Origin of the sequence: Parafrankia soli (genome assembly GCF_001854695.1) — a bacterium.
In the GTDB taxonomy this organism is placed as follows: Bacteria; Actinomycetota; Actinomycetes; order Frankiales; family Frankiaceae; genus Parafrankia; species Parafrankia soli.
The window spans coordinates 1-1411 of the sequence record NZ_MAXA01000172.1; the positions used below are offsets into that span (position 1 = coordinate 1).

1 protein-coding gene and 1 pseudogene are annotated in these 1411 nt (G+C 65.9%); both read right to left on the reverse strand.

Annotated features, from left to right (window positions below; translation table 11 throughout):
• Window positions 1–67 precede the first annotated feature (67 nt).
• A pseudogene (locus BBK14_RS35290) lies at window positions 68–202 on the reverse strand (TauD/TfdA family dioxygenase); the annotation flags it as partial.
• 119 nt (window positions 203–321) lie between these two features.
• Window positions 322–891, reverse strand: a complete 570-nt coding sequence (locus BBK14_RS14485; RefSeq protein ID WP_071062851.1) for a TetR/AcrR family transcriptional regulator — start codon at window positions 889–891, stop codon at window positions 322–324.
• Window positions 892–1411: the final 520 nt, after the last annotated feature.

A 1411-nucleotide genomic window follows, 5' to 3' on the forward strand; every position in this document is an offset into this window, starting at 1 on the left:
CCTCTATGTCCACGGTTATGTCCACGGTGGCCCAGGCCCGCCGGGTCGTCAGACGCGGCCCGGTCCGTCAGCCGACGGCGACCTCGCCGACGAGGGTGGTGCGGTGCATGAGCCGCCGCGACGTCGCGGCAAACGGCGTCGCCCGGTGCAGCATGCCTGTGTTGTCCAAGATGGCGAGATCACCGGCGCGCCACCGGTGACGCCGGGGCCCATGAGTCAGACCACGGAACGACATTCTGAAGGCCTCATGAGACCCCCTTCTACGACTGTGATCTACAGGAGGTTCTGATCTGGCGAGCGGGTCGGTCGGATAGTGGTGCGTTACTTCACCGGTGGTGATCCGAGCAGAACCGTGAGGACATCTCGAATGATCTCTGGCTGGTCGGTTTGAGTGTGGTCGAGCAGCCACTGCTGCTGCATGCCATCCAGGAGGGCCAGCAGAGCCGTCGCGGCTGCCTGCGGGGTTAGCCCGCTGGGGAGGCGGTCTCCCCAGCGCTCAGCGAAGCTGGCGCTCATGCGTTCACGGACCGTCGCGTAGTGCTTACGGAAGTACTCCTGCGCCGGATGTCCGTGCGTGATGCTCTCGCCCAGTAGCACCCCATAGACTCGGGTGAGTCCTGACAGCTGGTGATCGTGGGCCACGATGGCGGCCATCTGTCCCGGCAGGTCCTCGTGGGCATGGCCTGCCTGTAGGTGCTCGCGGTTGACTTCCTCCCGGCACTGGAGGATCGCGGTGAGCAAGTTCTCCTTCCTCGGGAAGTAGTGCAGGACGCCTTGGCGAGTCAGACCGACCCGGTGCGCGATCGTGTCGAGCGAGGTTCCCCGGTAGCCATGGGCGGCGAACATCTCTAGCGCGACGTCGAGGATCTCCTCGCGCTTGTTCCTTGCCATCCGACCTCCGAGACCGCACCTCTCGACACGAGGTGCCTATCGTCTAGTGTAGCTACCTACGTGAAGGTAGGTAGCTCGGAGCGGGGGCAAGATCGCGATTGTCGCTGGTACGGGCCAGGATCAGGGAGTCGGTCGCATGGATGCTGGCGGGATCCGGAGAGCGCCGCGTCCTCGTGGGACCGCGATCCGGCAGTCGAGCGCGCTGTCTTCTCCTCTGTAGCTGGCGGCGGCACTTCTCATGGCCGTGGGTGCGGTCGGCGAGCAGGCGGCGAGGTCGGCGTCATGACGCCGGGGATCGGGGGACTACCTTGACAAGCGGGAGGTTATGCGGCGTAGTTGCGGTTCCCGCGAGTCACCAGCGCCGCGATCGGGACGCCGGTGGTCTGTCGCCTGACTGGGTGGTGGTGCTGTCGGCGGAAGCCAGTTTGGCCCGGCTCGGAGCCGTCTAAGCCCCTATGGGACTACCCCCGCCGCCAGCGGAGCTCGTCCTAGGCGAACCGATGCCATCGACCACCAGCAC